This is a genomic window from Enterococcus rivorum, assembly GCF_001742285.1.
Lineage (GTDB): Bacteria > Bacillota > Bacilli > Lactobacillales > Enterococcaceae > Enterococcus_L > Enterococcus_L rivorum.
The window spans coordinates 1-4,384 of sequence record NZ_MIEK01000063.1 but is presented as its reverse complement, the minus strand read 5'-3'; the positions used below and the strand labels follow the sequence as shown (position 1 = coordinate 4,384).

The following is a 4,384-nucleotide window of genomic DNA, read 5'->3' as shown; positions in this document are numbered from 1 at the left end:
GCGCTTATGGCACTAAATTTAAGAAAATTAGGAAAACATATGGAGCGAAAAGCTCTTTCAAAAGAAAAAACAGAGACGATTTTGATAATAATAGTCAAAATCGTCTCTGTTTTCTATAAATAGTAGTTTATTGTCCCACTCTCTTTCTTGTTTCTGTTCAATAGCTCAAAAAATAAGGAATTGCGAGAAAATATACTCTTGTTAGAAACAAGTTGAAGTGCTCAAAAGGATTAGGAAAGAAGGCGTAGGATTTCATCTACTGTATATTGAGGATTACCAATAGAAAATGTGGTGATCCCACTTCTTGAACTATAAGAATTAAGCATTTTTTTACAGTATGTTGATTATTATTTATGATTTTGACTCAATCTAGATGTTTTTTTGTGAAGAAAATGAAATGGAAATCTGTCGAAGTCCAATAGCCCAAAATAATGGGGAGATCGACAGATGCAAAAAAAGCCAGAGAAATAAGTTTTTTTAAGGAATAGGGAATGTTTACTAGTAAAATGGAGTAAAAAAATAGACATCGACAGATTCGGCTTCTGTAAGGTATGATAGAAGTATCTTTTTTGAGGTACCTGTTTTAATCTAAGTACTGTGAAATGTAAATCTGGCAAAGATGAGTCCAAGTTGAGTTCAGAGGGTGGTTTTAATCTAAGTACTGTGAAATGTAAATATCGTTGCAAGAGGATGTAAACAGACAGCAAGCAACGTTTTAATCTAAGTACTGTGAAATGTAAATAAAGTATCATTGCCAATTGTGACAACTTTATTTTTCGTTTTAATCTAAGTACTGTGAAATGTAAATCACGTCCATTACGAGCTACAAAAAGACGGTAAACATGTTTTAATCTAAGTACTGTGAAATGTAAATTTAGTAACAATTGTTAAAGCTTTGCCGGAAAGTCCTGTTTTAATCTAAGTACTGTGAAATTTAAGTTTGGACAGCAGAGGAGTTTTCCTTATATATATATTAATTATTTTAGACCATAAAATCTTAAATTTAAAAATTATTTTGGAAATCTCCAATAAATATAATTTTAAATAAAAAAATATAATAAAGAATTTTATACTTAGCATTGTGCACCTATGTAATTATTGATATGATTGAATCAGAATCATTTTCAATGTTACATAGTTTTTATTTTATTATTGGAGGAAAAAGAATGGCACAAATCAAATTATCACCAGAAGAATTAGAAACATCTGCAACAAAATACACGCAAGGGTCAGAAGAAATCTTAACGGTTTTATCAAATCTTGAGAGAGAACAGGATGCTATCCGTTCAAATTGGGAAGGTAGCGGATTTGAAAGCTTTGACAATCAATTTGTAGAATTACAACCGAAGATTCGTGAATTTGGTGAATTGTTAGAACAAATCAACCAACAGCTACGTTCAGTGGCGCAAATTATGCGTGATACGGATAACGATATTTCACAAGCGATTAATAATCGTTAATTTATAAAGCAATAGACGGAGAAAGAAATAATTCTTCGTCTATTTTTATCAGAGGAGTTGAAAAGATGGCAAAAATTTCAAGTAATTTAAGCATTGCTGGTAGTGTTTCTAGTTCTTTAAGTCAGGCAGCTAGCGGATTGAGTGGAGTACAAAATCCTTCAACGTTCGCGGAACGCACGAATGTTTCAGGAAATAGTAATGCCAGAAAAAGTGGAACTGACTTAGTTAATGCGTTACACAAAATTTCAGATAGTATCGCGAAAGATGGCAATAACATTCATTCAGTGGCGCAAGAATTTGCGGCGATTGATCAAAAAATTAAGAATCAATTGGATAGCCTCTCCTTAGGTGGTCGTTTAAGATGATTGAAAAATCGATTGATACCGAAGAAGCAGCAATTCACACACAACTCAAACAAGTGTTTTTAGATCAAGAGGTAAAAATGCGTGAAATTCGCAAGCATGAAGACAAGATAAATGATGTTCTAGCACTAGGTTCTATGGAACAAACCTTCTTCTCTGATTCGTTAGGCCTGCAACTAGACGACCAAACCCAAGATTTTTTTCATCAATCAACCGAAGAATCTCGTTGGCTATCCAGAGAAGAATTAGATTATTTGGAAGAGAAAAGCGAACATTTAGAAAAAGAAAAACGTCAGCTTTTGGAAGAAGAAGAACAGCTGTTAAGGAAACGCAAAGAACTATTCAGTAAAGAAAGGAGTCAACCACAGTGGGATTAGATTTTTTTGTTGGTGAAGTCCAAGCGCAAGCCAATGATGCGACTCGTGTGGCGCAAGAAGCCACGCAGGCAGTGGGGCTATTGCAAGATAGTGTCAGCCAATTTTTGAACGCGCCATTATCTGGTAAGACTTATGACTCAGCTAAACGGTATTTTTCCGTGGCCTATCCACCGCTTCGACAAGGCGTCGTTTTAGCAAGTGAAGCTTTAACTCAGGCTCACCAGAAATTTTTATCGGAATATGCGTCACAAGTTGGTGGTGGGGATATCCAAGAAGACGAATTACGTGATAGAATAAATCAAGGCAGAGAACTAATGGGGACCATTCAAGACCTTATCTCGAAAGAGGAAAAGTGGAACCCACGCTTAGAAAGACGCTATGAAAATGCCATGATGGCGGTGCAGAAGCTAGAAGAGCGAATTCAGAAACTCCATGCGTTCAATGCTTCTTCTGCTAGTATTTTTTCGGAATATGAATCCTGTTTAGCGCAACTAAACACTGGCATATCCGCGATTGCCAATAGTGGTGCATGGAACGCCAGTTCAGGAACATTTGATATCGCAAAAATGGATATGCGTTGGGCGAAGCCAATTACGGATAATTGGAAAAAGCGTGAAAAAATGAATCAAGAAAAAATGAAAAAGTTTGATTCTGAAAATAATAAAGATCGAATTCCAAAAACGCGAAAAGAGTTAATGGATAATTATTATTGGTCAACAAATGCTAATGCCTATATTTCTAAAAAAACAGGAAAAGTAGTACCGGGAGTCAGTAAAGCTGCCTATGATCTTTATAAAACCACACCACCAAAAGTGAATAATGAGTTATTAGATTATTACAATAAAATGGTTGCAACAGGGATTGATCCTTATACTGGAAGAAAATTAACTGATTGGGAGATCGCACAAGCCAAGTCACTAGCTATTTCAACAGCAGTCGCCCCCGCGTATCAAGCTGTCGTACTAGGTATGCTTGCGCCAAAAATAGAAAATTATGGTAAGCTACCAAGTGAGAAAGCTAGTGGGGCTACAGGTACAGTCTGGGATGATATTAAAGGTACACAACCTCCAAGAGAAGGAACTACTATTCCTAAATCGTTTGAAATAAATGCTAATGGGGAAAAGTTGTGGGTGAATCCAAATGGAACCAAGCACATGGTAGAATATTCAACTCGAAATCTATCTCATGGACAAAAACTTACCGAACAACAATTGTTAAGGAGTTTTCAAGGTGCTGTAGAACAAGCTACCTCTACAGGAATAAAATTTGATACTAAAATAATAATAGATAATTGGGAATTAATATTTAGTCCGGCTAGAGAAGCAGGACAATTACCAGTTATTAAACATGCTGTGTATCTACCTTAACTATGAAAGGAGCAAATTATGAAAATTAAAAGTTATGAAGATAAACTAGTCAAAGATGATATAGAAGTTGACTATTATGTCCCAATCACAGTATCATTTTCTGAAAATGATGATAAGTATAGCTTGGGAGAATTTTATTATTATAGATTCGTTAACGAACATGAATCATTTGTTGAGATTAAAATCAATTCTGTTACACAGAAAATTGTAGAAGTAGTATTCACATCCATCAATGATATTGAAGATTCTAATTTATTTATTGGAGAGTATGCAGAAAAAAATCCAGTGATCCAAACAGATATTTTTGATGAAAATTCGATCATAACTAAAGAATCTGGGTTTAAAATATCTAGGGAACACAAAAAAATATATTTTAAATTAGATGAAGAAAAGATAGATTCTGTTGTAAAAATGTCTAACCATGTATTTTTATTTCTAAATGAAGACAGTGAGATTATCGGCTTAGAGTTTTCTAGCTTTTCAGATAATGAATGGGCAGAACTCAATGAAAGTATAAAATCTACCACTTGATTTAATTTTAAATGAGAAGAAGATAGGATTTTCACCTGCTATTTTGCTAGATTCTGAGGGTGAAGTAGAAAAGGTTTGAAGGAACAAATTTAAATGCTAAAGCAAACGGTGGGCATGTTATACTGAAAGGATTCGAGGGACAAGTCAAGGTACTAGCTATTTCGTGAGTTCCTTGGGTACTATCAAAAGCACATGCCCAATAAAGAAAGTCAATAGCGACGTTAGGAGAGCCTAGCGGTCTATTGACTTTCTTTATAGTGTTTTATGGATTAGAAGAATCATTTTTC

General features: G+C 34.6%; 5 protein-coding genes and 1 CRISPR repeat array. All 5 genes read left to right on the top strand.

The window, feature by feature from the left end; translation table 11 throughout:
* Positions 1–580: 580 nt before the first annotated feature.
* Positions 581–940: direct repeats of the CRISPR family, unit length 30 nt; unit sequence GTTTTAATCTAAGTACTGTGAAATGTAAAT.
* A 226-nt stretch (positions 941–1,166) separates the two neighbouring features.
* Positions 1,167–1,460 (top strand): WXG100 family type VII secretion target, encoded by a 294-nt coding sequence (locus tag BCR26_RS15845; protein WP_069697824.1) that lies wholly within the window; start codon positions 1,167–1,169, stop codon positions 1,458–1,460.
* A gap of 65 nt (positions 1,461–1,525) precedes the next feature.
* A complete protein-coding gene (locus tag BCR26_RS15840; RefSeq protein ID WP_069699931.1) occupies positions 1,526–1,825 on the top strand; it encodes a TIGR04197 family type VII secretion effector in 300 nt (99 codons plus the stop codon).
* Positions 1,822–2,199 carry a DUF3958 family protein gene (locus BCR26_RS15835; RefSeq protein WP_069699930.1) on the top strand — a complete coding sequence of 126 codons (378 nt, stop codon included), beginning with the start codon at positions 1,822–1,824 and terminating at the stop codon, positions 2,197–2,199. Before BCR26_RS15840 ends, BCR26_RS15835 begins: the two co-directional genes overlap by 4 nt.
* The gene (locus tag BCR26_RS15830) at positions 2,190–3,566 is read left to right on the top strand and encodes a T7SS effector LXG polymorphic toxin (RefSeq protein WP_069699929.1); all 1,377 of its coding nucleotides are present in this window, start codon (positions 2,190–2,192) and stop codon (positions 3,564–3,566) included. Before BCR26_RS15835 ends, BCR26_RS15830 begins: the two co-directional genes overlap by 10 nt.
* Positions 3,567–3,584: 18 nt before the next feature.
* Complete coding sequence (locus tag BCR26_RS15825) at positions 3,585–4,097, top strand: hypothetical protein (RefSeq protein ID WP_069699928.1); 513 nt, start codon at positions 3,585–3,587, stop codon at positions 4,095–4,097.
* Positions 4,098–4,384: the final 287 nt, after the last annotated feature.